The 25,813-nt window shown below is 60.3% G+C and carries 18 protein-coding genes; 5 read left to right on the plus strand and 13 right to left on the minus strand.

Annotated elements, in window-relative coordinates; all coding sequences use genetic code 11:
• Positions 1-7: 7 nt before the first annotated feature.
• Positions 8-343 carry a DUF3509 domain-containing protein gene (locus INT39_RS06020; protein WP_193072805.1) on the minus strand — a complete coding sequence of 112 codons (336 nt, stop codon included), beginning with the start codon at positions 341-343 and terminating at the stop codon, positions 8-10.
• A 523-nt stretch (positions 344-866) separates the two neighbouring features.
• Here INT39_RS06020 and INT39_RS06025 point away from each other — a divergent pair.
• Positions 867-1,031 (plus strand): general stress protein, encoded by a 165-nt coding sequence (locus INT39_RS06025; protein WP_193072807.1) that lies wholly within the window; start codon positions 867-869, stop codon positions 1,029-1,031.
• 167 nt (positions 1,032-1,198) lie between these two features.
• Here INT39_RS06025 and INT39_RS22655 read toward each other — a convergent pair whose 3' ends face one another.
• Positions 1,199-1,330: a hypothetical protein gene (locus tag INT39_RS22655; RefSeq protein ID WP_264299080.1), complete on the minus strand. Its 132-nt coding sequence runs from the start codon at positions 1,328-1,330 to the stop codon at positions 1,199-1,201.
• Here INT39_RS22655 and INT39_RS06030 point away from each other — a divergent pair.
• The 4 genes from INT39_RS06030 to glgB are packed head-to-tail and all read left to right on the plus strand — an operon-like array spanning position 1,329 to position 9,674.
• Complete coding sequence (locus tag INT39_RS06030) at positions 1,329-2,183, plus strand: SDR family oxidoreductase (protein ID WP_193072809.1); 855 nt, start codon at positions 1,329-1,331, stop codon at positions 2,181-2,183. The genes INT39_RS22655 and INT39_RS06030 overlap by 2 nt on opposite strands.
• Entirely contained in the window at positions 2,176-4,149 is a 1,974-nt protein-coding gene (locus INT39_RS06035) for an alpha-1,4-glucan--maltose-1-phosphate maltosyltransferase (RefSeq protein WP_193072811.1), read from the plus strand. Before INT39_RS06030 ends, INT39_RS06035 begins: the two co-directional genes overlap by 8 nt.
• A 7-nt stretch (positions 4,150-4,156) precedes the next feature.
• Positions 4,157-7,492 (plus strand): maltose alpha-D-glucosyltransferase, encoded by a 3,336-nt coding sequence (treS, locus tag INT39_RS06040; RefSeq protein ID WP_193072814.1) that lies wholly within the window; start codon positions 4,157-4,159, stop codon positions 7,490-7,492.
• Positions 7,470-9,674, plus strand: coding sequence for a 1,4-alpha-glucan branching protein GlgB (gene glgB, locus INT39_RS06045; protein ID WP_193072816.1), 2,205 nt, complete (start codon positions 7,470-7,472; stop codon positions 9,672-9,674). The genes treS and glgB overlap by 23 nt, the downstream gene beginning before the upstream one ends.
• Before the next feature lie 144 nt (positions 9,675-9,818).
• Here glgB and INT39_RS06050 read toward each other — a convergent pair whose 3' ends face one another.
• The 11 genes from INT39_RS06050 to glgA form a co-directional block, all read right to left on the minus strand.
• Positions 9,819-10,793: a lysylphosphatidylglycerol synthase domain-containing protein gene (locus tag INT39_RS06050; RefSeq protein WP_193072818.1), complete on the minus strand. Its 975-nt coding sequence runs from the start codon at positions 10,791-10,793 to the stop codon at positions 9,819-9,821.
• Complete coding sequence (gene clsB, locus INT39_RS06055) at positions 10,790-12,025, minus strand: cardiolipin synthase ClsB (RefSeq protein WP_193072820.1); 1,236 nt, start codon at positions 12,023-12,025, stop codon at positions 10,790-10,792. The genes INT39_RS06050 and clsB overlap by 4 nt, the downstream gene beginning before the upstream one ends.
• On the minus strand, positions 12,025-12,813 hold the full coding sequence (locus INT39_RS06060) for an endonuclease/exonuclease/phosphatase family protein (RefSeq protein ID WP_193072822.1): 789 nt from the start codon (positions 12,811-12,813) through the stop codon (positions 12,025-12,027). Before INT39_RS06060 ends, clsB begins: the two co-directional genes overlap by 1 nt.
• Entirely contained in the window at positions 12,810-13,727 is a 918-nt protein-coding gene (locus tag INT39_RS06065; protein WP_193072824.1) for a DUF72 domain-containing protein, read from the minus strand. Before INT39_RS06065 ends, INT39_RS06060 begins: the two co-directional genes overlap by 4 nt.
• An 11-nt stretch (positions 13,728-13,738) precedes the next feature.
• The gene (locus INT39_RS06070) at positions 13,739-15,025 is read right to left on the minus strand and encodes a zinc-dependent alcohol dehydrogenase (protein WP_193072826.1); all 1,287 of its coding nucleotides are present in this window, start codon (positions 15,023-15,025) and stop codon (positions 13,739-13,741) included.
• A 120-nt stretch (positions 15,026-15,145) separates the two neighbouring features.
• Positions 15,146-17,269, minus strand: a complete 2,124-nt coding sequence (gene glgX, locus INT39_RS06075) for a glycogen debranching protein GlgX (RefSeq protein WP_193073049.1) — start codon at positions 17,267-17,269, stop codon at positions 15,146-15,148.
• Positions 17,270-17,314: 45 nt separating this feature from the next.
• Entirely contained in the window at positions 17,315-17,494 is a 180-nt protein-coding gene (locus tag INT39_RS06080) for a DUF2934 domain-containing protein (RefSeq protein WP_193072828.1), read from the minus strand.
• Positions 17,491-20,262, minus strand: a complete 2,772-nt coding sequence (locus tag INT39_RS06085; protein WP_193072830.1) for a malto-oligosyltrehalose synthase — start codon at positions 20,260-20,262, stop codon at positions 17,491-17,493. The genes INT39_RS06080 and INT39_RS06085 overlap by 4 nt, the downstream gene beginning before the upstream one ends.
• Positions 20,255-22,327, minus strand: a complete 2,073-nt coding sequence (malQ, locus tag INT39_RS06090; protein WP_193072832.1) for a 4-alpha-glucanotransferase — start codon at positions 22,325-22,327, stop codon at positions 20,255-20,257. The genes INT39_RS06085 and malQ overlap by 8 nt, the downstream gene beginning before the upstream one ends.
• On the minus strand, positions 22,324-24,087 hold the full coding sequence (treZ, locus tag INT39_RS06095; protein WP_193072834.1) for a malto-oligosyltrehalose trehalohydrolase: 1,764 nt from the start codon (positions 24,085-24,087) through the stop codon (positions 22,324-22,326). Before treZ ends, malQ begins: the two co-directional genes overlap by 4 nt.
• The gene (gene glgA / locus INT39_RS06100; RefSeq protein WP_193072836.1) at positions 24,075-25,634 is read right to left on the minus strand and encodes a glycogen synthase GlgA; all 1,560 of its coding nucleotides are present in this window, start codon (positions 25,632-25,634) and stop codon (positions 24,075-24,077) included. The genes treZ and glgA overlap by 13 nt, the downstream gene beginning before the upstream one ends.
• Positions 25,635-25,813 lie beyond the last annotated feature (179 nt).

The following is a 25,813-nucleotide window of genomic DNA, read 5'->3' on the forward strand; positions in this document are numbered from 1 at the left end:
GGTGAGATCAGTTCATTGAGGCTTTTATCGCCAGGCGGCGTCTGTCCCATAAACTGGCAGCCCGCGTCTTGTACAGCTGGCCATTGTTGTAGGTGGGGAGAGTGGAGACGTCGATAGTGCCTATGACTTCACGGGTAGGGGCTTGACCCTTGTTCAGCATCAGATCCAGTCGCACCCGGCGAATGACGTGATCAGCATTCTTCATGTCGCTGGGCAGGACACGTCTGAGTTCCTTTCCATCTGCCGACTTCACTATCAGAACAAAACTGCCGTCAGGTCTTTCATCTGCAGAGATATCGCAATCCGGTAATGCCGCACGCCATATGGGCAAATTGGTAAGCATTGTATCCTCCAGGGTGATGAGTGGTTGATTAAACTTAGACGAGGCGACCGGGATTGCAAATTGAGAGGTCGCTTATCCGATGGAAGGAGTTCGGAGTCCTTGGATACTTGCCATTTGATATGCTTTGCCAGAGTTTTCCTGGTATACATCATTAGCCATCAATATGATGTTGCAGTGATCTCGGAACCTACCAAATGAGACATTGAATATAACCTTTCCATATGTAACTTCGGTGCATGAGTTACTTCTATATCTTGATGATATTCATGTTAACGCAACCGGAGGATGAGTCATGGCTCAGACCCTGACTGTGCCATCCCCGGCGCCGGCTGGAACCTCTTGTCGGAGCGAAACCCGAAGCGAAACGGGGTTTTGCAGAGAAGTTATATCTGGTAATGACATGATGATTATTGGATATAAGAAAAGATATGAACGACTTTGTATCGATCCTGCCTATTCATAGTGAGCGCTATTGTGGAGGCTCATTTCTAATTTCTAAATGAAACGAAACGGGAGAACTGACATGACTGAACATCGTGGTGGCAAAGGTAACTTCGCCGAAGATCCCAAACGTGCATCGGAAGCCGGAAAGAAGGGCGGGCAGCAAAGCGGCGGTAATTTCAAGAATGATCCACAGCGTGCGTCGGAGGCCGGCCAAAAAGGCGGCGAGAGAAGTCGGCGCAGTTGATGCGAATAGCGGCGGGAGTTGATTCTTCCGCCGCTATTTTGTCCTGCACCGGAATCTCTTAATTAGCATTCTTCGGTCCTCGAAGAGTTTTTGTTCAGAGTTTCTTTACTGCGCTACTCTCCCGCGACAGGAGGCACTATGCACGGTCTTTCCGGAATCCTCGACAATCAGCCCGGCGACGTTTCAGCATTGGCAGCACCTTCACCAATGCGCTGACCGAAGAACAACGTCATCTGAATACCATACGTTCGCTGCTGGCCCGTGAGCTGGGGGTGAGCGGTAGCTGAGGAGATTCTCATGAGCGACAAGCAGACACCACCCCCGCAGCATCAGGACGAACCCGGTTCCGAAGAGCAGATGCACCCGCAACCCGAGTTCATCTCCGAACACTATCGATCAGGCGGCAAGCTGCAAGGCAAAGTCGCCGTAGTCACCGGCGCGGACAGCGGGATAGGCCGGGCGGTCGTGGTGCACTATGCCCGAGAGGGCGCCAAGGTGGCGCTGCTCTATCTTGATTCCCATGAAGACGCGCGCAAGACCGAGGAGGAAATCCGCAAGGCCGGTGGTGACGTGCTTACTCTGGCTGGTGATGTGGCGGATGCCGAATTCTGTCGCCGGGTGGTCGATGAGGTGACAGGTAAATGGGGGCGTATCGATGTGCTGGTGAACAACGCCGGCGAACAGCACCCCCAGGAAAAACTCGAAGATATCAGCGACGAGCAGTGGCAGCAGACCTTCCGCACCAATATCTTCGGCATGTTCCTGCTGACCAAGGCCGCGTTGCCGCATATTCCCGAAGGGGGCTCGATCATCAATACCACTTCGATCACCGCCTACAAGGGCAACCCGGTACTGATTGATTATTCTGCCACCAAAGGGGCGATTGTCAGTTTCACCCGTTCGCTGGCGATAAACCTCAGCAGCCGAGGTATCCGGGTCAATGGCGTGGCGCCAGGGCCGATCTGGACACCCCTGATACCCTCGACCTTCTCGGAGGAACAGGTTGCCGAGTTCGGCGGCAGTACGCCCATGAAGCGGCCCGGTCAACCATCGGAGCTCGCACCGGCCTATGTCTATCTGGCCTGCTCCGACTCGTCCTATGTCAGTGGCCAGGTAATCCATATCAATGGAGGCACGGTCGTCAATGGCTGAGCTGCTGTCAGCCGAGCAGGCTATCAGCCTGCCGAGGATCGCCATAGAATCGATAACACCCGAAGTGGATCAGGGTCGCTGCGCGGCCAAGGCTCTGGTGGGCAGGCAGTTGGCCCTGTCGGCAGTACTGGTGTGCGACGGTCACGGCAAACTGGCGGCGGACATTATCTGGCGCCGTTCCGACCAGGAGGTCTGGCAGCGAGTCGCCATGTTGCCGCTGGGTAACGATCTGTGGCAGGCCGAACTGACGCCCCGTCAGGCCGGCAAGCTGTATTTTGCGGTGGAGGCCTGGGTGGATGTCTGGGCCAGTTATTGTGATGAATTGAGCAAGAAGTATCAGGCCGGCGTGTCTGTCGATCTGGAGCTGCAGGAGGGTGAGCGGCTGCTGCAGAAGACCCTGGAACAGGCTGCACCCGAACATATCGATATGCTCCAGGAGCTGCTGGTGGAGCTGGCACAGCCCGGCGGCGTGGATGCGCAGGTCGCGTTACTGCTCAGCAGTCATACGCAGCACATCATGGGACTGGCAGCGCAGCGCCGGCACCGGGTATGCAGCGCTGAGTACCCATTGGATGTGGAGCGACAGCTGGCAGAGTTCGCCAGTTGGTATGAGCTGTTTCCCCGTTCGCAGACCGAAGATGCGAACCGTCACGGTACCTTCGATGACGTCATTCGGCGGCTGCCGGACATTGCCCGCATGGGCTTTGATGTACTGTATTTTCCGCCGATCCATCCCATCGGCCTGACTCATCGCAAAGGGCCGAACAACAGTCTGCAGGCAGGCCCGAATGACCCCGGCAGTCCCTATGCCATCGGCAGCGCCGAGGGTGGGCACGATGCGCTGCATCCGCTATTGGGCAATCTTGATGACTTTCACCGCTTGGTCACTGCGGCCCGGAGCCATGAGCTGGAAATCGCGCTGGACTTCGCCATTCAATGCTCGCCGGATCATCCCTGGCTAGGTGAACACCCTGGCTGGTTCAACTGGCGCCCAGATGGCAGCATCCGCTACGCGGAGAACCCACCGAAAAAGTACGAAGACATCGTCAATGTAGAGTTCTACGCCGAAGGCGCCATGCCCGATCTATGGCTGGCGCTGCGCGACGTGGTGCTGTTCTGGGTCGAGCAGGGCGTGACCCTGTTTCGGGTCGACAATCCACATACCAAGCCGCTGCCGTTCTGGGAGTGGCTGATCGCCGATATCCGTCAGCAGCATCCTGACGTGATCTTTCTCGCCGAAGCATTCACTCGTCCGGCGATGATGGCGCGCCTGGGGAAGATCGGCTTCAGCCAGAGCTACACCTACTTCACCTGGCGCGATACCAAACCGGAACTGGAAAGTTATTTCAGCGAGCTGAATCAGCCGCCGTGGCGTGATTGCTACCGCCCGAACTTCTTCGTCAATACACCGGATATCAATCCGTACTTTCTGCAGCGCTCCGGGCGCGCCGGGTTCCTGATCCGCGCTGTGTTGGCGACCATGGGGTCGGGGCTATGGGGCATGTATTCGGGGTTCGAGCTGTGCGAGGCAGAGCCGCTGCCTGGGCGAGAGGAGTATCTGGATTCGGAGAAGTACCAGTTGCGGCCGCGCGACTGGCACGCTCCAGGCAATATCGTCGCCGAGATCACCCGGCTCAATCGCATCCGCCGGCACAATCCGGCGTTGCAAACGCATCTCGGATTTCAGTCTTACACTGTGTGGAACGACAATATTCTGTACTTCGGAAAACGAACGACAGATCTTTCCAACTTCATTCTGGTGGCCGTCTGTCTGGACCCCTTCAATGCTCAGGAAGCCCACTTCGAATTGCCGCTATGGGAGATGGGCCTGGATGATGGCGCCATCACCCACGGCGAAGACCTGATGAACGGCCATACCTGGACATGGCACGGAAAAACCCAATGGATGCGCATCGAACCCTGGCATCTGCCGTTCGGTATCTGGCGTATCCGCTCCATGGCCTGAGGTGATTATGGCAAGGCGAACACGAGCACCGGCATTTATCAATGACCCGTGCTGGTACAAGGACGCAATCATCTATCAGGTTCACGTGAAGTCCTTCTTCGATGCCAACAATGATGGCATCGGTGACTTCCCTGGGCTGATCGAGAAGTTGGACTACATCGTTGACCTGGGGGTGAACACGGTCTGGTTGCTGCCGTTCTACCCGTCGCCACGGCGTGACGATGGCTACGATATTGCCGATTACCGTGGCGTGCATCCGGACTACGGCAGTATGGCGGATGTGCGACGGTTCATCCGCGAGGCGCACAAGCGCGGGTTGCGGGTGATTACCGAGCTGGTCATCAACCATACTTCCGACCAGCACCCCTGGTTCCAGCGGGCGCGGCTGGCGCCCAAGGGATCGAAGGAGCGCAACTTCTACGTGTGGTCCGACACCGACCAGAAGTATCAGGGCACACGCATCATCTTTCTCGATACCGAAAAGTCCAACTGGACCTGGGACCCGGTTGCCGGGCAGTTCTTCTGGCATCGCTTCTATTCCCATCAGCCGGACCTGAACTTTGATAACCCGCAGGTATTGCGCGCTGTGCTGTCGGTCATGCGCTTCTGGCTGGATATGGGCGTGGACGGTATGCGCCTGGATGCGATTCCCTATCTGATCGAGCGTGACGGCACCAACAACGAGAACCTGCCCGAAACCCATGTAGTGCTGAAGAAGATCCGCGCGGAACTGGATGCCACCTATCCCGACCGCATGTTGCTGGCCGAAGCCAACCAATGGCCCGAGGATACCCAGTTGTATTTCGGCGGCGAGGATGGCGGCCCCGGTGACGAGTGTCACATGGCTTTCCACTTTCCGCTGATGCCGCGCATGTACATGGCCATCGCCCAGGAAGACCGCTTCCCGATCACCGATATTCTGCGCCAGACGCCGGAGATTCCGGACAACTGCCAGTGGGCGATCTTCCTGCGCAACCACGATGAATTGACCCTGGAAATGGTGACAGACCAGGAGCGTGATTATCTGTGGAATTACTATGCTGCGGATCGTCGCGCACGGATCAATCTGGGCATTCGCCGACGGCTGGCGCCGCTGGTGGAGCGTGACCGCCGGCGTATTGAGCTGCTCAACAGCCTGCTGCTGTCCATGCCCGGCACGCCGACGCTGTATTACGGCGACGAGATCGGCATGGGCGACAACATCTTTCTCGGCGACCGGGACGGGGTACGCACACCGATGCAGTGGTCGACCGACCGTAATGGCGGCTTTTCCCGCGCCGATCCGGCGAGCATGGTGCTGCCGCCGATCATGGACCCGCTGTATGGTTATCAGACCATCAATATCGAAGCTCAGGCGCGTGACCCGCATTCGCTGCTGAACTGGACCCGGCGCATGCTGGCGGTGCGTAAACAGCAACAGGCCTTCGGTCGCGGTACGTTGAAAATGCTCGCGCCGGCCAACCGCAAGACCATCGCCTATCTGCGTGAATTCACCACCGGGGACGGTCGCCACGAGATCATCCTCTGTGTCGCCAACCTCTCCCGCGCCGCCCAGGCGACCGAGCTGGAGCTATCGGCCTGGGCGGGCAAGGTGCCGGTGGAAATGCTCGGCGGCAGCAGTTTTCCACCTATCGGCCAATTGCATTATCTGCTGACCTTGCCGCCCTACGGCTTCTACTGGTTTGTGCTGGCGGACGAGACTCAGATGCCCAGCTGGCACATCGAACCGGTACAGGCATTGCCGGAGCTGGCGACCCTGGTCATCAAGCACGACATGTCCGAGCTGCTGAAGCCGGCCTGTCGCCGGGTGCTGGAGCAGGAAACCCTGCCGCAATGGCTGGCCAAGCGCCGCTGGTTCTCGGGGTCGATCGATGGCGGCGCGCCGATCCAGTTGCTGTATGCGATTCCCTTCTGTGAGCAGAGCGAGCCATGCGTGCTTTGCGAGGTGGCCGTAGGTGACGAGCATTATCAGCTGCCGCTGGGTTATCTGCAGGATACCGACGCGCCCGAGCTGTCCGGCCATACAGCCACCGCCTTCGCCCTGGCGCGCCTGCGCCGTGGCCCGCGGCTGGGGCTGTTGACCGATGCCTCTACCCTGCCCGGATTCACTCGCAAGGTATTGAGCAGCCTGCGCCAGAGCGAGGTGCTGTCTGCATGGGGAGGCGATATCCAATTTCTGCCGGGGTCGAAATTGCTGTCGTTGGAAGAGCAGCCTGAGGAAGAAATTCAGGCGTTGGCGGTGGAGCAGTCCAACACCTCGATCCTCATCGGTGAACGGATGATGTTGAAAATCATCCGGCGAGTGATGCCCGGTATTCATCCGGAAATCGAGGTAGGCGGGTTTCTCACCGAACGTGAGTTTCCTGCCATTGCGCCCCTGCTGGGCGAAGTGCGGCGCGTCGACGATGCTGGTGTGGCGCATACCCTGATGATCCTGCAGGGCTATGTCGACAGTCAGGGCGATGCCTGGCAATGGACGCGGGATACGCTGGAGCGTGCTATCCGCGACCAGCTGGTAGGTGGCTTCTCGGAGCAGGAGAACCAGTACACCGCCTTGGCCGAGCTGGAAAGTTTTGCCGGAACTCTTGGCCAGCGACTGGGCCAAATGCATCTGTTGCTGGCCGATTCGCAGGGCGGCGAGGGGTTTGGTTTTGCTGTCTCCACGCAGGCCGATTGCGAACGCTGGGCCGAGCAGATAGGCGGGCAGTTGATGGCGGCGCTGGATGCCATTGACGGCCACCGCGATCAGCTCGATGCCGACAACGCCGATTGGCTGTTGGCGCGGCGCGAGGATTTGAGTGATGCAGTGGCGGCGCTGGCGCGGCGCTGCGAAGGCGGTGTGCGCATTCGGGTGCACGGGGATCTGCATCTGGGGCAGGTATTGGTAGTGCAGGGCGATGCCTGCTTCATCGACTTTGAAGGCGAGCCGACCCGGAGTCTGGAAGAACGCCGCAGGCGGTTGAGTCCCATGAAAGATGTCACCGGCCTGTTGCGCTCTTTCGACTATGCCGCTGCCATGGCATTGCGCAGCGTGCATGGCACCGACCATTCCGAGGAGGCGCAACAGGCACGGCAGCATATCTGCACGACTTATCGAGAACAGGCTGCTCAGACGTTTCTGGCAGCCTACATGGAGGCCAGCGCCGACCTGCCGCACGACTGGCGAGCGGAGCAGGGTGAACAGGCGGCGCTGATCCTGTTCAGCATCGAAAAGGCTGCCTACGAAATACGCTATGAGGCCAGTTATCGCCCGGAATGGCTGGATGTGCCTCTTGAAGGATTGATGATGTTATGCAAACCGCTGATGGAGAACGGCACTGATGAACGGGACGACCGGTACTGATAATGCGCATGATCCGAACTCGGATATTCAGGCGCTGATTCGCGCCGAGCACGGCAATCCCTTTGCCTTCCTCGGCCCGCACGAGCAGCACGGCTCCATCATCATCCGCACCTGGCAGCCGGGTGCGCTGGACGTGGAGCTGCTGGATGCAAACGGTCAATCCATGGGCCCCATGGACGAACACACGCCAGGGTTGTTCACCCGCACCCTCGAGCAGCCTAAGCCTTACCGTCTGCGGATTAACTGGAGCGGCGGCGTACAGGAAACCGAAGATCCTTACGCCTTCGGCCCGCAGCTGGGCGACATGGATATCTATCTGTTCGGTGAAGGTAATCACCGTCACCTCGGTCGCTGCTTCGGTGCCCAGCCGTGGCAGGCGGACGGCATTTCCGGTGTGCGCTTTGTGGTTTGGGCGCCGAATGCGCGTCGGGTTTCCGTGGTGGGGCATTTCAACAGTTGGGATGGCCGACGCCACCCTATGCGCTTGCATCCGAGCGGCGGTATCTGGGAGCTGTTCATTCCCCGGCTCGGGCCGGGCGAGGTCTACAAATACGAGATTCTCGGGCGCGAAGGGCTGCTGCCGCTCAAGGCCGACCCGGTGGCCCAGGCTACCGAAAAACCGCCCGCAACGGGTTCGGTAGTGTCTGCAGGAGTAAATTTTCAGTGGGATGATCAACAGTGGATGGCGCAGCGCAACGACGCGCAATCGCGCACCAGGCCACTGTCAATCTATGAAGTTCACGCCGGGTCCTGGCGGCACCGCAACGATGTCGATGGTGAACCGCTGAGCTGGGCAGAGTTGAGCGAGCAGCTGATTCCTTACGTGCAGGAGATGGGTTTTACCCACATCGAATTGCTACCGGTGATGGAGCACCCCTTCGGCGGTTCGTGGGGCTACCAACCGCTATCACAGTTCGCACCCACGGCGCGCTACGGCACTCCGGAGGATTTCGCCGGTTTCATCAATGCCTGTCATCAGGCTGGCATTGGCGTCATCCTCGATTGGGTGCCGGCGCATTTTCCCGGTGATGCGCACGGCCTGGGCCGGTTCGACGGCACGGCACTCTATGAGTATGCGCATCCTTTCGAGGGCTGGCACCCGGATTGGGATACGCATATCTACAACCTCGGGCGCACTGAAGTGCATGGCTTCATGCTGGCGTCGGCATTGCACTGGCTGCGTGAATACCATGTTGATGGTTTGCGCGTCGATGCGGTGGCTTCCATGCTGTATCGGGATTACTCACGCAAGAGTGGGGAGTGGATTCCCAACCGGCATGGTGGGCGGGAAAATCTGGAAGCCATCGATTTTCTACGTCACCTGAATGATGTGGTCGCCACCGAGGTTCCGGGCGCACTGGTGATTGCCGAGGAGTCCACCGCCTGGCCGGGCGTCAGTCAGCCGACTCGGGAGGGCGGTCTGGGCTTTTCCGGTAAATGGAATATGGGTTGGATGCATGACACTCTCAGCTATATCGGCGAAGACCCGCTGAACCGGCGCTATCACCATCAGCAGATTACCTTTGGCCTGCTGTATGCCTTCACCGAGCATTTCATCCTGCCGGTGTCGCATGATGAGGTAGTGCATGGCAAGGGCTCGCTACTGGGCAAGATGCCCGGCGACCGTTGGCAACAATTTGCCAACCTGCGTCTGTATCTGTCGTTCATGTGGAGTCATCCGGGCAAGAAGCTGCTGTTCATGGGTGGCGAATTCGGCCAGTGGTGCGAATGGAACCATGATCGGCAGCTGGACTGGTATCTGCTCAACTATGATGAGCACCGCGGTACCCATGATTTGCTGCGCGAACTCAACAGGCTCTACCGCGAGCACCCGGCGCTGCATCAGCGTGATGACAGTGCGGATGGCTTTCAGTGGCTGATCGGTGATGACAGCAGCAACAGTGTATACGCTTGGCTGCGGCGGGGTGACGACGGGGTCATGGTGCTGGTGGTACACAACTTCACGCCGGTGGTGCGCAGTGATTATCGGGTCGGAGTGCCCCAGCCTGGCCAGTGGCGCGTGTTGCTAAATAGCGACGCCCATGCTTTTTCCGGGTCGGGCGCCGGCAGCCATGGCGAGCTAGAGACGGAAGAACAGGACAGCCACGGCCAACCCTGCTCCCTACGCCTGGACCTGCCGCCACTGGCGACGCTGATCTTTGAACCGGTAGGGGCTGATTGAAGCACAACAAGCCCGCATGCAGGTATAAGAGCCAGCACTCTATTTCCGATGGTTCCCATGCTCCAGCGTGGGAACCGCACCGTGGACGCTCCAGCGTCCGGCTTGGCAGTCTGCACGGCGCTGGGATCGGGACGCAGCGCCCCATCAACCTTCCGGCACCGTATTGGCACTGCGCATGGTCTTGGCACGTTTTTCCAGCACCAGGTACACAGCCAGGGCTATGCCCAGCGGCAGCAGGAAGTAGATGGCTCGGTAGCCGATCAGAGCGGCGAGCAGGCTGCTTTTCGGCATCTGGTTCTGCAGCAGGGTGAGGAAGATCATTTCCAATACGCCGAGACCGGCAGGGATGTGGGTGATGACGCCGGCGATGCTGCTGATCAAGAGTACGCCGAGCACGCTGGGATAGAAGGCTTCAGCAGGTAGCAGCAGCCAGATGATCATGGCCATCAGCGACCAGTTGAGTGCTCCGGCAGCAGCCTGTACCAGTGCCAGCTTCCAGGACGGCAACTCGATGAGCTGATCGCGTATCTGCCAACTGCGGCGAGTGAAAAAGGCGCAGGCAAGCACATATATGACAGCGACGATGACCATGGCCACGCCGATCAGGCGCAGCGCGCCGTTGCCAATGGCCCAGCTTTCCGGCAACTGGACCATGCCCAGCGCGAACACAGTACCAGCCAGCCACAGATAGCCCAGCCAGTTGGTGATGATGCTCAGGCTGAATACCCGGGCGATGGTCGGTACATCCAACCCCAGGCGGGAGTACAGTCGAAAGCGCAGCGCGACGCCGCCAACCAGCGCATTCAGGTTGAGGTTGAATGCGTAGCAGACGAACACCAGCGGGATCACCTGGCGTACCGGCAACTTATGCCCTGTGTAATAGCGGCCGAGCAGGTCATAGCAGCAGTAGGTCAGATAACTGAGCAAGGCCACACCGAAAGCCACGGCCAACAACCAGATCGGGTAATCGCGCAGTGCCCCCGACACTTCCTGCCAGTCGGTATTGCGTAGCTGCAGATACAGCAACACCGGAATGGCAATGAAAAAGAACAGCGTCAGCGCACCCTTGGCCCAGCGCATGCGGGGGTTGGGCGGCTTGTACTCCTTACCGTCGCTCATAGCAGCTTCTCCTGCTCCAGCGGTGCGAGCTCTTCATCTGCAGGTTCTTCCTCCACCGGCAGCAGTGGTTCCAGGCGCGGGGTATGGGCTGGCAGGTTACCGGCTATGGCCGGGAAGTGCCGTAGAAAGTGGAAGCACAGAAAGGTCATCGGTGCTCGCCACCAGAACCCGCGCGTGGCCTTGGCTTCGGTGATCTCGCTGCAATGTTGGCTTGCCAGCGAATGCAGATGGTCATACAACTGCTGGTTGAGCTTCGGGTCACGAATGAACAGGTTGCCTTCCAGGTTCAACGACAGGCTCAGCGGGTCAAGGTTGCTGGAGCCGACGGTTACCCACTCGCGGTCCATCAGTGCCACCTTGCCGTGCAGTGGCCGCTCGCAGTATTCATGGATGACCACCCCGCTGCGCAGCAGATAGCTGTACAGGAAGGTCGAGCAATTGCGCGCCCAGGGCATATCCGGTTCGCCCTGCAGAATCAGGGTGACATGCACTCCGCGGCGCGCCGCATTGCGGAGTTCCCGCAACATGCGATAACCGGGGAAGAAATAGGCATTGGCGATCACCAGACGGTAGTTGGCCGAGCGGATCGCCCGCAGGTAATGGTCTTCGATATCAGAGGTATGGTGGTTGTTATCGCGGATCGCCAACATGATCCGTGCGCTGCCGGCATGTCGGGATTGGTAATGACGCCCTAGGTTCAGCGGCAGAGGCAGTTCGCGGCGAGCATGGCGGAACAGGTTGAGACTGGCATGGCGAATATCGTGGACCACCGGCCCGCGTACTTCCACGGCATAATCCTGTTTGGCGCCCGGGCCGTAATCACCCAGGTGCACTGCGGTGAAGTTGATGCCGCCGACATAGGCCACTTCGCTATCCACCACGACGATCTTGCGGTGCAGTCGACGGAACAGGTTGGTGCGCATGCCGAGCAGCTTCGGCTGAGGGTCGAAGACATGCAGGTGGATACCCGCCGCCAGCATGTCCCCGAGATACTCGTCGCTCAGGTCCACGGTGCCGTAGCCGTCGACAATGACTTCCACATGGGCACCATTATTCGCCGCGCAGATCAATGCGCGCTGCAACTCCTTGCCGACCTTGTCTTCCAGCACGATGAAGGTTTCCAGTAGGACTTCCTGCCGCGCCTGACGGATCTTTTCAAATACCCGTGGAAAGAACTCCTCGCCGTTGATCAGTAATTCCGCTTCATTGCCTTCACGCCAGATGGGTCTCATCAGAAACGTACCTCGACAGACAGTGGCGCGTGGTCGGACAAGTGCGACCAGGGGCGCCGAATCAGGGTTTCCGGTCCATGGGTGGTCAGATTGCGGACGTAGATCCGGTCCAGACACAGCAGTGGCCATTGCGCCGGGAAACTTTTCGCCGGCGAGCCGTTGGCCGTGACAAATGCCTCCGTGAGTCCGCAGCGACTCAGCCGTGGCCCGGCACGCTGGAGCCAGTCATTGAAGTCGCCGGCAACAATCACCGGGTCGTCCGGTGGCAAGCGGTCGAGCAGGCGGCATAACAGGCGCAGCTGGCGCCGACGATGACGCTCACGCAAGCCCAGATGGACGCAGATAGCATGCAGGTCAGCCTGGCCAGGCACGTCGAGAATGGTGTGCAGCAGGCCGCGTTCCTCGGTGCCGCTGATCGATACGTCCAGATTCTCGTAATGCAGTATCGGAAATTTTGACAGCAGGGCGTTGCCATGGTGCCCATCGGGGTAGACCGCATTGCGGCCATAGGCGAACTCCGGCCACATGGTGTCGGCGAGGAACTCATAATGGGGTGCCTCTGGCCAGTTATCGATCGCCTGCCCATGGCTTTCATGCACGCCGAGCACTTCCTGCAGAAATACCAGATCCGACGACTGAGTACGCACTGCTTCGCGCAGCTCCGGCAGAATGAAACGTCGGTTGAGCCAGCTGAAACCCTTGTGGGTATTGACCGTGAGCACTCTGATCGAGTGAACCGGTGGGGCCTGATTGGTCAGGTGCTCCTGGGTGGAGCTGAGTGGTGTCACAAAAAACTCTCCGGCAATTGGCCCGGCTTGATCTCGAGGGAGCCGGCCTTGTTCAGCTTTTCCAGTAGCCGGCGGGCGTCGTAGGGCGCGCGGACCTTGATGTCGTTATCGAAATAGCAATAAATGTCGCGAGGAGCGGTTGAGCTGTCCCCATGGTCGGATAGACGCCGGGCATCTTTCGGCTGTTGCCCCTTGCTCCAGGCGCGGATGCGGCGCGCCCAATCGCTCAGGGCAGCTTCTTCATAGCCGCTGCTGTACAGCTCCTTGTCTCCGTGCAGACGCAGGTACATGAACTCGGTGGTCAGCTCCTCCACCAAGGGCCATTTGCCGGCGGTGTCTGCCACCACCAGCGCAATACGATGTTTGCGCAGCAGCTCGATAAAGTCCTCCTGCAGGAAGCTTGGGTGACGGATCTCCACCGCATGGCGCAGATCGGTGTCCGCTGCGGTGTTCAGGTTTGGCTGTTCGGTCAAACGGGGACTGCCGGATGCACACTTCTCGGCCTCGCTGAAGGTGCGGGGCAGCTGCTCGAACAGCTCGGTAAACAAGGCAGGGTCATACTTGAAACTGGGCGGAAACTGCCAGAGAAACGCGCCGAGTTTATGCTCCAGTTGCAGAGGACCGGAGGCAAAGAAATCAGCCAATGGTTCGGTCAGCTCGCGCAGACGTTTGACATGGGTGATATAGCGCGGTGCCTTGACGCTGAAAACGAAGTCATCCGGTGTCGCGTCACGCCAGTTGATGAAGCGTTCTGGTGTCTGCAGCGCATAGAAGGTGCCATTGATTTCGATGCTGCTGACCGTACGCGAGGCATATTCCAGTTCCCGGCGCTGAACCAACCCGTCGGGATAGAAATCGCCGCGCCAGGGTTCATAACGCCAGCCGGAAATGCCGATACGGATATTATTGCTCATTGAGGGCTCATTCAGGGTTTCGGAGACGCCATGGAGGGCGGATCACTGGCCGGGAATGATTCATCCAGCGCTTCGTCCAGTTGCTCTTCCGCATGGCTGCCCTCCGGTTGCAGCGCTACCTTGACCCAGCCACAGGCGCGACGGTCGAAGGCCTTGAAGGCTTCGATGCTGTCTGTCATTGGCTCGACCTTGGTGAGGATCTGCGCGGGGTCGACCCGACCGCTGAGTACCAGTTCGAGCAACAGCGGGATATAGCGCCGATGATGGCAGTTGCCCATATTGATGGTCAGGTTACGGCTGGCGGCCAGACCAATGGGGAAAGTGCGTGATTGTGGTGCGTACAGACCGATAATCGATAGGGTTCCGGCCTTGGCCAGCGCGGATACGGCCCACTGCAGTGCCTGACTCGGCGCATCGCCGGGATGCCAGTTATCACCGTCCGGATTGGTTCGCGGCGCGTTATCGGCCATTTCCTGGCGAAACCGGCCCTTTTCCAGCAGGTCATCATCCAGGCACGAATGTTCAGCATCCACGCCGACAGCATCAATGGCCCGATCCACACCGATACCGCCGGTCAGGCGTTGCAGAGTGGCCACCGGATCCTCTTTATCGAAATCGATGACTTCCGCACCCTGACAGCGGGCCATGTCCAGCCTGTCCGGCAGATGGTCGATGGCGAACACCCGCGCCGCACCCAGTAGGAGGGCGCTGGCAATAGCGAATTGACCGACCGGGCCGCAACCGAATACCGCAACCGTGTCGCCAGGGGTTATTTCCGCCATTTCCGCGCCGAAATAGCCGGTGGGAAAAACGTCGGACAGCAGAATCGCCTGATCATCGGATATCGTATCGGGAATCTTGATCAGGCCGATGTTGGCGTGGGGAATACGCGCTTTTTCCGCCTGCAACCCATCGAAGCTGCCGTTGGCTTCCGGACCGCCGAAGAACGCGGTGCCGGCTTGAGGGCCTTGAGGATTGGCTGTGTCGCACTGCGCATAATAGCCGGCGCGGCAATATGAACAGTTGCCGCAGGCGATGGTTGAGGCAACGATTACCCGATCGCCGACCTTCAGGTTGCGTACATCGGTCCCCAGGGTTTCGACCACGCCGACCCCTTCGTGCCCCACGATAGTGCCCTTGCGCATACCGCTGATGCTGCCGCGCACGAAATGCAGGTCGGTGCCGCAGATGGCGGAGGTGGTCAGGCGGATGATGGCGTCCGTGGGCTCATGCAACACCGGGTCGGCGACTTCTTCCAGGCGAATATCACCGACATCATGAAATACGACGGCCTTCATACTCTGTCCTCCCGTGGGTCTGGAAAACGGCTGCGCTGCGTTTTCAGGTCTTAACTGTTCCGACTGACCGGTAGTGGCTTGGTTCAGCCTTTTTGCGAAGCGGCAGGAGCGACGGAGTCGTCAGGTGTCATCCTCCAACTCCAGTACGAATAACAGCAGGGAGTTGCCGGTCATCAGAAATTCGCTGTTGAATTCATGGGTTTCCCGCTTGCGCAGTTCGGGGCGGTGAGTGTCGATCAGACAGTGCCAACAGCTTCCCTGAGCGACCTCGGGCAGACAGAAATTGACTGCGTCATGGTGGGCATTGAACAACAGCAGCAGGGTGGCATCATCCCCGCTGCGGCGTATTCCAGTGGGCTGGGCGCGGCCGTCCAGCAGCATGCCGAGGCAGCGGGCATGGGGATCGTCCCATTGCTCTGCGGTCATTTCTTCGGCGGTGGGGCAGAGCCAGGTCACATCCTTGACGCCCAGCTCCTCGTTGTATTCACCAACCAGAAAACGCCCGCGCCGCAGGGTCGGATAGCTGCGGCGCAGCGCTATCAAACGGCGGGTAAACTTGAGCAGCTCGCGGCCGTCCTGGTCGAGGTTCCAATCGATCCAACCCAGCTCGTTATCCTGGCAATAGACGTTATTGTTGCCCTGCTGGGTGCGGCTGAATTCGTCGCCAGCCAGCAGCATGGGCGTGCCCTGAGAGAAAACCAGAGTGCCAAGCAGGTTGCGCATCTGGCGCGTGCGCAGACCGTTGATCTCGGAGTCTTCAGTCGGCCCCTCACAACCGTGATTGCGCGAGATGTTGTGATCGCTGCCGTCCTGATTGTCCTCGCCGTTGGCCTCGTTATGTTTCTGCTCGTAGCTGACTACATCGCGCAGGGTGAATCCGTCATGCGCGGTAACGAAGTTGACCGAGGCATAGGGGCGGCGTCCGCGTTGGTTGTAATGGTCGCCGGATGCCGTGAGACGGTTTGCCAGATCGGCTATCTGGCCTTCCTCACCCATCCAGAATGCGCGCGCGGTGTCGCGGAAGCGGTCATTCCATTCCACCCAGCCGGGTGGGAAGCCGCCGACCTGATAACCGCCGGGGCCGCAATCCCAGGGCTCGGCAATCAATTTGCACTGACTCAACACCGGGTCCTGCCGGCAGGCGACCAGAAATCCGTGGCGCTCATCGAAACCATGGGCGTGGCGCGCAAGGATGGTGGCCAGATCGAAACGGAAGCCGTCGACCTGCATTTCGGTAGCCCAGTAGCGCAGCGAGTCGGTGACCATCTGCAACACGCAGGGGTGACTCAGATCCAATGTGTTACCGGTGCCCGAGTCGTTGATGTAGTAGCGCTTCTCATCGGGCATCAGCCGGTAATAGGTGGCGTTGTCGATGCCGCGCATGGACAGCGTTGGGCCCAGCTCATTGCCTTCGGCGGTGTGGTTGTAGACCACATCCATGATCAGTTCCAGGCCGGCAGCATGAAGATGAGCGACCATCTCCTTGAATTCATTGATGTTTCCGGTGGACAGATAGGACGGGTGCGGGGCGAAGAAGGCGATGCTGTTGTAGCCCCAGTAGTTGCTCAGTTGCTTGTCGAGCAGGTGCTGATCATTGACGAAGGCATGCACCGGCAGCAGCTCGACACTGGTGACACCGAGCGAGCGGATGTGCTTGAGCAGTTCCGGATGTTTGAGTCCGGCAAAGGTACCACGCACCGCCTCAGGCACGGCCGGATGGGTCATGCTCAGGCCGCGCACGTGGGCTTCATAGATGATGGTTTCATCCCAGGGCGTGTGGCGATGAGTCTGCCGGCCCCAGGTGAATGCCGGGTCGATGACCTTGGCCTTGGGGATATGGGCGGCGCTGTCACGGTCATCAAAACTGAGGTCGGCATCGGGTGACCCGAGGGTGTAACCGAACAGCCGGTCCGACCATTTTATGTCGCCAACCAGCTGTCTGGCGTAGGGGTCGATCAACAGTTTGTTGGGGTTGAAGCGGTGCCCGGCATCCGGTTCGTAGGGTCCATGCACGCGATAGCCATAGACCATCCCGGGGTGAGCGTCGGGCAGATAGCCGTGCCAGATCTCATTGGTGTACTCGGGCAGTTCGATACGCTCCAGCTCCTGCTTTCCCTCGCTATCGAACAGACAGAGCTCCACTCGGGTGGCATGCGCGGAAAACAGCGCAAAGTTCACGCCCAGACCATCCCAGGTGGCGCCCAGCGGGAAAGGCTTGCCCTCGGAAACCCGGGAGGTTTGCATGATCTGTGCTGATTGCTCCGCCTGTTTCTTGGCATTCATGGTGGTTTACTCTTTGCTCCGCGGCTTGCGGATCTTTGCGGGGCTGGGTTGCAGGTCTCCCTGCTGTTTGCTTTGCAGCAACTTGCAGGCCATCTGCCAGTGGCGTTCACTCTGGCCTTCGGGTTTGCCTTCGCTTTCCCAGATCTGATGGGCGAGTTCACGGATACGTTGTTCGTCGTTGGTCATGGTGTGGATTCCTGAGGCCGGGTGCTCACAAGAAGATTCACGGGGACGGCGGACAGCAACTCACTCACCGGTACAGCAGGCCCGCTGGCTACGGCTTCTCCGGTCAGAGCGCTGGTCAGATGGGTTGCGGGAAGGTCGATCAGGGTGTCATCCCAGTGCTGAGCCGGAATCAGCGGCACGTCGCTGTCGCCGAGCAGTGGCGCGGCGAGGCGCGGGGCGATGCAGATGGCCAGCTGATCGCCATGGCGCCGGCAGAAGGCAATCAGCCGATCGGCATGGCGGCCATGCACGGTGAGAGGCTGGTAGCTGCCCTGGCGGAACAGCTCGGGTTGGTGGCGCCGAGCGTTCAGTACCCTGGCGATCAACCATTGTTTGATATGCCCGTCGCGCCACTGGCGCAGCAAGTCAGTGAAGGTATCGCTGTGCTCCAGGCTCTGCTGGCGCAGGGCGTAATCAACCGGCTGGCGGTTGTCGGGATCGACCATACTGAAATCCCAGTACTCGCAACCCTGATACAGGTCGGGTACACCGGGTGCCGTCATGCGCAGCAGGCATTGACTCAGACTGTTCAGCGCCCCATTGCAGGCGGCCAGCTCCACGGCATGCACCAGCGCGCGACGCAGTTCAACTGCCTCGCGGCCGGTCATCAATCGCTGCAGGAAGCTATGGCACGCCTCTTCATAGGCGTTGTCCGGTGCCGCCCAACTGCTGCGCAGCTTGGCTTCGCGCAATGCCTTGGCCTGCCAGGCCAGGACACGTTCGGCGAAGGCGGCGCAGCCAGGGCTGTCGTCGGCACTCAGGCCCAGCGGCCAACTGCTGAACAAGGTCTGATAAAGCATCAGTTCATCGGCTGGCGCGGGTGCCGGCTGATCGTGGACCACCGACCGCAATGGCTCCGCCAGATTGCGCCAGAAGCGTACCTGAATACCGAACCAGGGTGCATGCTCGCTGATCACGGCAAGCCGGGTGCGGGCATCTTCACCGCGCTTGTGGTCATGGGTAGCGGTGGTCAGCAGACCCAAAGGAAAACGTTGAGCCTGTTCAATGCATTGACTGTGAAACCAGTCCAGGCTAGCGCTGAAACGCTGCGGATCGAAGCCGACATCATTGCGTGACAGTAGAATGGCCGAGCGGTAGCAGGCGGTATCTTCGACCGCCTTGGCGGCCACCGGCGAGGTCAGTTGGTGGAAGCGGGCTAGCAGGCGCTGCTGGAAACGGCGTTTCGGTCCCGGCGGGCTGGCATGCAGTGGCTCGCCCCCCAGCCAGTGGTCGATCTGCTCCAGCGCGGGCCAGTCATTGCTGCCCAGTTCGGTACGTGCTCCGGCAAGGGCGCGGTCGAAGAAATACCGGTCGGTGGCGGAGCGCGCGCACACATTGGTGTAGGTGCGGTAGACCGGGTAATGCACGATCAGTGCCCGCAAGGCGCGGCGTATCGCGCCCAGCGTCAGATCCCGGGTGCGCAGGCTGCAGCGCGCCAGACGCAGTAGCGCCTGACAGAGAGTCTCGAAGTCGGCGGCCAGCGAATTGCTCAATACCAGGCCGCGAGCTTCGCGAACTTCCTCAGTGAAATCGGTGCCGCGGCCGCTGAGGCTGCCCCAGAGTTCCGCCAGGTCGGCCTGGCCGTTGGGGTCATGCTGGAGCAGGGAAATCCGGTTCATGAACTCGTAGCCGGTAGTGCCGTCGACCATCCAGTCGAGTGGCAGACGTTCGTCGGCGGCGAGGATCTTCTCCACATGAATGGGGAAGTGCGGCCGCTCGCTGCCCAGCAGTCGATCGATACGGCGGCGTAGCCGGCGGCAATAGGCGCGGGGATTGGCCAGGCCATCGATGTGGTCGATGCGCAGTCCGTCAATGATGCCCGCTTCGACCAGTTCGAATATCTTGCTGTGGGTGGCCTCGAAGACCTTGGGCTGCTCGGTGCGCAGGCTGACCAGTTCGTTGACGTCGAAGAAACGCCGCCAGTTGATGTCATCATTGGCCGTGCGCCAGCTGGCCAGTCGGTAATGCTGGGATTCCAAGAGGCCATGCAGGCGCTGGCAGCCTTCGGTTGTGCTGGGGTCAAAGTGTTGCAGCGCCTGTTCAATTGGCGCTGCGGATTCATCCCGGGCGTTGGCCGCCAGATCCTGGCGGATCCGCACCGCCAGCGCGTGGGCGCCGAACTCCTCGGTTAACGCCGCGCAGCGGTCGGCGATCCGGGTCAGCGCATCAGTGTCGGTCCGCTGGAGGATCTCGGCATAACAGGCCATGGCCAGCGGCATGCGGTGATCGAAATGGGTGAAGAAGAAGCTGCCGGACGGCGCGTCGAATATCAGCTGTATTTCGCCAGTCTTGAGCACCTCCAGATAGTCGGTGCGCAGGATCGGCAACAGCAGGCGGTCGCGCATGAACTCATCCTGGGAGCGCCAGGTGATATCGAAGAACTCGGCATAGGGACTTGCCGCGCCCCACAACAGAACGTCCTGCCACCAGGGGTTGGCGTTATCCACAGCCATGTGGTTGGGGACGATATCCATGATCAGGCCCATGTTCCGCTGATGCAGCGCGGTGGCCAGGCGGCGCAAGGCGGGCTCGCCACCCAGCTCTGGATTGACGCAGCTCGGATCAACCACATCGTAGCCATGCACGGAGCCGGGGCGCGCCTTGAGCAGCGGAGAGGCATAGATATGGCTGATGCCCAGCCGGGCGAAATAATCCACCAGTGGCACAGCATCGTTGAGGCTGAAGCCGGCATGAAATTGCAGGCGTACGGTGGCACGCAGTTCAACCATGGTGGGTGTTCCTTTCACAGGTCAGGCGCGCTTCGTGCAGGTCGTCCAGGCGGCGAGCGGCGGTGGGCGCGTCGAGCATCTGCGTCGCAGGCTGCGGCCAGCGTCGGCGCCAGTTGGGGTGCATGTCGCCGGAGCCGGGCAGGCTGGGTTGCTCGGTCGCGCCGAGAATGTCTTCTAGGGGTATCAACACCAGCGGCGCCGGCGTGCAGCCGAGAAATCGGATGCTGGCGTCCAGTTGCGCCTGCGGGTTCTTTTCTTCACCGAGCAGGCCTTCACGCTGCAGCGCCTCACGCAATATCTGAACTTCCTTGCTACGCTGCCGGCGGTCCAGATCCGCCTGCTCGGCGCTGCTCTGGCCAACATGCTCGCGCCAGGCAATGTCGCGCCCTGACTGCCAGCCGGCCAGCGGCGGCAGGTCATGGGTGGTGCTGGTGGCCAGGGCGCGATCGGACCATTGCGTCGGCGGCGGCAGTTCACCGTCCTGCTGTTCGAACAGCAGCACGCGCATGCCGAGAATATTGCGCTCGGCCAGAGCCTCCTGCAGCCCTTCGGGAACGGTGCCCAGATCCTCGCCGATGATCAGTGCGCGGTGCCGCCAGGATTCCAGCGCCAACAGGCGTAGAAAATCATCCGGCGGGTAATTGAGGTAGGCGCCATCTTGCGCATTGGCGCCTTCGGGGATTATCCATAAGCGCTGCAGGCCCATGATGTGATCGATGCGTATGCCGCCGGCATGTGCCAGGTTGGCGCGCAGCATCTCGATGAAAGCGCGATAGCCGCTGCGTTTCAGACCGATGGGTGAAAACGCTGCCACGCCCCAGTTCTGGCCATCGCGGTTGAGCATGTCCGGCGGTGCGCCGATACTGACCTGGCTCAACAGCTCCTGCTGGTGGGACCAGCCGAAACTGCCGCTGGGGTCTGCACCGACAGCCATGTCGGCGATCAGGCCGATCGCCATGCCGGCGTTGCGACATTGGGATTGCACCCGGCTCAGACAACGGGCGATCAGCCATTGGCAGAAAGCGTGGAAATCCAGCTCAGAGGTATACTGGCGTGCGAACTCAGCCACCTCTGGCGAATTCGGATCTCGCAGCGGAGCTGGCCACTCTCGCCAATCGCCGCTCAGGTTCTGGTTGAGCTGGTGCTGTTGCAGGGCTTCGTGGCAGCAGTGCTGCTCAAGGCGGATGCCTCCGGCAGCACGAAACCGTCGAAAATCATCTTGCAGTGTGTCGGGTGCCTGGGAGAAATCGGCATGCAACTGCCGTAGCAGACGCAGACGCAGCGCCGAGACGGCGGGCCAGTCGATCAGCACCGACTCTTCCAATGCCTGCAGATCGCACTGCAGGTCGCACTCATGGGTAGCGCGTTCCACGATCTCCGCGCCGAGCACCTGCGCTGGCGCCGCATGCAGAATATTGAACAGCGAGCGACTGGACGGTGAATAGGGGCTGTATTGCTCAGGCCGAGAGGTGAACATGGCATGCAGCGGGCTTATTGCCAACGCATCGGCGCCCTTGTGTGCCGCATTGAGGGCCAGAGATTCCAGCGCTGCGGTGTCGCCAAGACCGCCGTCGCCGGTGCGCCGCAGAGAATAGACCTGGGCAGACAGACCCCAGATATGTCGTCTGCCGCCGGTCAGCTCGGCCACCGACAGCGCGGCATGGGGTGCGCAGGCGAGCAGCAGCTGTTGCTCGCCACTCTGCACCTGGTGATAGCCGCAGGGCAGGGGAGGCAGATAGCCGTTCGCATCGACCTCAAGGCTGTGCTGATGGCCATCTTCCAGCGTGATATGACAGCGGCTGCCGGCGGCGAGACGGCCGCGCAGATCTATCGGTTGTTGGGCATGGCAGATCAGGAACGGGCCATCATCCGCGTCCTGTCTGAACTGGCGCGCTTGCGCCAGACTGTCGCGGATCTGACTATCTGTTCCGGCGGGCAGGTCGAGCGCCGCCAGCACGGCGCGCAGGGCGGACTCGTCAAGGCTGGCGGGGTTGCCGTGGGCATCTGTCCATTCGCAGCTGATACCGACTTCCCGGGCCAGACTGCGCAACGGCTCGGTGATCATGTAGCTTGATCCAGAATCGCCCTCGAACTGTAGCCTGGCAGTATGGTCAGGTCTTTGGACAGATTGGCGCGATAGTCGTGGATTATCGTGGTGCCGGGGTCCGGAGCCGTGACCACGACAGGGTTCTCCGCCAGGTTCAGATCAATCCGCAGCTGGCTGCCATCGCCGAGTCGCCAGCAGGCGGATACGGCCTTTTCGCCGGGAATACTGGTGCCATCGGACAGGGTGCCGGGTAGGCGCGGCACGATATGCGCATGGCGTAGACGCAGCAGGCTGCGGTAATAGGCCAGCCAGTCATTCTGCACGGTGGAGTTACCGTCAGTGCGGTCAGGCACCGAGGTGACATAGGTGCTGTTGGAATTCGGATCGGGAATGCGCTGGCGGATCACTTCATCGGCGAAGGCGGCAAAGTCCGTGAACTCGTTGCGCCGCCCCTCGCGTACAGCCTGGCCCAGCTCATCGTGATGATCGGTGAAAAACAGGAACGGCTGCTCGCAACCCCACTCTTCACCCATGAACAGCAGCGGGATCATCGGGCACAACAGCACCAGACCCAGCGCCGCCTTGACGGCGCGATGGTCGGCAAGCGTGATCAGCCGCTCGCCGAAGGCGCGATTGCCTACCTGGTCATGGTTCTGCAGGAACAGAATGAAGGCGGTCGGTGGCAGATGGCCGCTCGGCTCGCCGCGGCTGTTGCCCTTGCGGGTGGTTTCACCCTGATAGATGAAGCCTTCCTTGAGGCAGCGCGCCAGTTTGACGGTGGTGTCGTCGGCGAAGTCCTGGTAGTAGCTTTCGTTTTCGCCGGTGAGCAAGACATGCAGGGCATGATGGCCGTCGTCATTCCACTGGGCATCGTAGCCCTCGGCCAGCAAACTGGCCTGGTTGTGTTCGTTCTCCAGCATCAGGTGAACGTGGCGTTCTGCGGGTATGGCACTGCGTACCCGACGCTCGAAGTTGATTAGAAAGTCCACCTCACTGATGGCATGCACAGCGTCCAGGCGCAGGCCATCGATGCGGTAGTCGAGAATCCACATCAGGGCGTTTTCGCAGAAGAAATCGCAGACCTGGGAATTGCGAAAATCGATGGCCGGGCCCCAGGGCGTGGACAGGTCCTGCCGGAAAAAGCCACTGGCATAGTCGCCGAGGTAATTTCCGTGCGGGCCGAAGTGATTGTAGACCACATCCATGAAGACCATCAGACCGTTGGCATGTGCCGCATCGATCAGCTGTTTCAGTTCGTCAGGCGTGCCGCAGCTGGATTGTGGCGCGAAGGGGAAGACGCCGTCATAGCCCCAGTTCTGCTTGCCTGGGCATTCATTCACCGGCATCAATTCGATTGCTGTTACGCCGAGCTCAACCAGCTCCGGCAGTCTGGCCTGGATACCGGCAAAGCCGCCGAAGGCGCCGGGGTGCAGTTCATAGATGACAGTCTCGTGCCAGGGCCGGCCCTGCCATTCATTGATCTGCCAGGCAAAAGCCTCAGGGTCTATCACGCAGCTGGGACCATCCACGCCCTGAGGCTGATGCCGGGAAGCGGGGTCCGGCACCGACAGCTGGCCATCGATCAGGAACCGATAGGCGGTCCCGGCGCCGCAGCCGACACGGGCGCTATACCAGCCGTTGGCCTGGTGGTGCAGCGTGTGCACGCTGCCATCCCCCAGTCGAACGGCCACCGTATCGGCATCCGGTGCCCAGAGTGAAAAGCAGGTGGCGCCATCGCTTTGCAGAGTTGCTCCATGCAGTCGGGTTATTTCGAACATGTGCGTGATCTCCTGCCGGTCGCGGCAAAAGAGTCATAGGTACGCTCGATCAATCTGCGATACAGACGATCATAGGGCTGGACCGACTGATGCCAGTACAGCGGTGCGGCCATGGCCTTGCAGCGCATGGCATTGAGCAAAAGCGGGCGCCGGTGCACATTCAGCGCACGGCGAATCGCCTGCAGATAGCTGTCCAGGGTCGGCTCACGAAACAGGAAGCCGGATACGCCATCCTCGATGGTATCGGCCAGTCCGCCGGTGCGCCGGGCAATCGGTAGCGAGCCGTAGCACTGGGCATAGATCTGACTGAGCCCGCAGGGCTCGTAACGTGACGGCATCAACAGGAAGTCGCTGCCGGCAATGATGCGGCGTGCTTCGGTCTCATCGAATTTGAGATTCACCCCGACCCGGCCGGGGTAGCGCCTGGTCAACTCCATGATCCGCTGTTCCAGTTCCCGTTCGCCCTGGCCGATGACCACTATCCGGCCACCGTTGGCAACTATGCTGTCTGCCGCGGCGATGGTCAGGTCGATACCTTTCTGATGTGCCATGCGCGACACCACGGCAAACAGCGGGCCATCTTCCCGGGCAAAACCGAAGCTTCGTTCAACGTGGCGGGTATTGGCGGTTTTGCCTGCCCAGTCGTTGGGTGCAAAGCCCTGAATCAATCGCGGGTCGGTCTTCGGCTGCCAGCTGTCATCGATACCATTGATGATCCCGCTGAGCAGGCCTTCGTCAGCTTTGCGCCTGAGCAGTCCCTCAAGTCCGCAACCAAAGGCCGGTGAGGTGATTTCATGGGCATAGGTACGACTGACGGTGGTGATCTGCGTGGCGTAATTGATACCCGCCTTGAGAAAGGACAATTTGCCGTAGTATTCCATGCCTTCGGGGTGCAGAGCCTCTTCCGGCAAGCCGAGTTCGATGCTGCACTCGGGCGGGCACAAGCCCTGATAGGCGAGGTTATGAATAGTGAAGACGCAGGGTGTTGATTGGCCGCGCCAGGCCATGTAAGCGGGTGTCAGGCCTGCCGGCCAATCGTTGGCGTGCACCAGATCAGGCCGCCAGTTGCGCACGCCCAGACCATCGGCAATCTTGGCCGCTGCCAGGGCGAGGCGGGCGAAGCGGATATGGTTGTCCGGCCAGTCGATGCCGTCAACGTCGCCATAGGGATTGCCCTCACGATCGTACAGCTCCTGACAGAGCACGACATAGACAATCAGGCCGTCATCAAGGCTCATCTGTCCGATCAGGCAGGGTGGGATGGCAGCGTGGCCAGGCAGCTTACCCACCACCCGTATCGGGCGGCCGCTTTGAATCACCTCTCGATAGCCGGGAATCAGTACCCGCACTGAATGATGTGGTTGCAGAGCGCGAGGCAGGGCGGCCGAGACGTCGCCAAGCCCGCCAACCTTGAGCAGATCGGTCAGTTCGGAGGTAACGAAAAGTACACTGTGAGCCGCCTCAGGTAGTGTGGGGCGTAAATTCGACCCCGTCACAGCGCGCTCGAACAATTCCTCTGACACAACCGCCGCCGCAGCATTTCCCATAGCATCCTCCTCATCGTTCACTGATTCTCAGGGGGAGCGCTGGTTTGAGAGGAACCTCTGAAAACCGCTACGATCAGGTCCTCTGCACAGACGCCTTTGCCGGCACCCCCGCCGTAACAGATCAGAAGACTTGTTATCCATCCCTCAAAATAGTGACCGGCTGGTTTTGCAGAAGTTTC

Source organism: Pseudomonas sp. FME51, assembly GCF_014897305.1.